Below are 388 nucleotides of genomic sequence, written 5' to 3'. Positions count from 1 at the left end.
ACGCCGTTATCCAGTGTGCCACTCGGTTGTTTGTACACAATATCAGCCACCTGCTGATAACCTTGTTCATAATCACTGATGACCAACACATCGCAATTGTGTTCACCATGCGTTTCAAATCGGAAATAGACCCCCACATCAGCAAGCAGTCTTTGAATAAATTCAAGGTCACTCTCTTGCCACTGGGTGATAAATTCACGTTCAGGGTATTGCTCTTTAAGTGCTAAACGATAATCAATCCCGGTATAACCATGACCACGTAAGACCTCTTCAACCACACTGATAACGCTCTGATTTTGGAATATAGCACAGTTATGACTTAATGCCAGTTTGGCTAATTGCGAGGATAAGACAACCTGATAACGGGCTTCATCGTTACTGACTGATA

General features: G+C 42.8%; 1 protein-coding gene. It reads right to left on the bottom strand.

Annotation, left to right across the window (positions count from 1 at the left end):
• A partial coding sequence (locus tag H3S73_RS13620) for a contractile injection system protein, VgrG/Pvc8 family (RefSeq protein WP_198248931.1) occupies window positions 1-388 on the bottom strand: 388 nt, incomplete at both ends.

This window comes from Gilliamella sp. B14384G12 (genome assembly GCF_016101825.1).
Taxonomy (GTDB): domain Bacteria; phylum Pseudomonadota; class Gammaproteobacteria; order Enterobacterales; family Orbaceae; genus Gilliamella; species Gilliamella apicola_N.
Note: the sequence above shows the minus strand (reverse complement) of the source record. Positions and strands in the feature narration are given on the sequence as shown.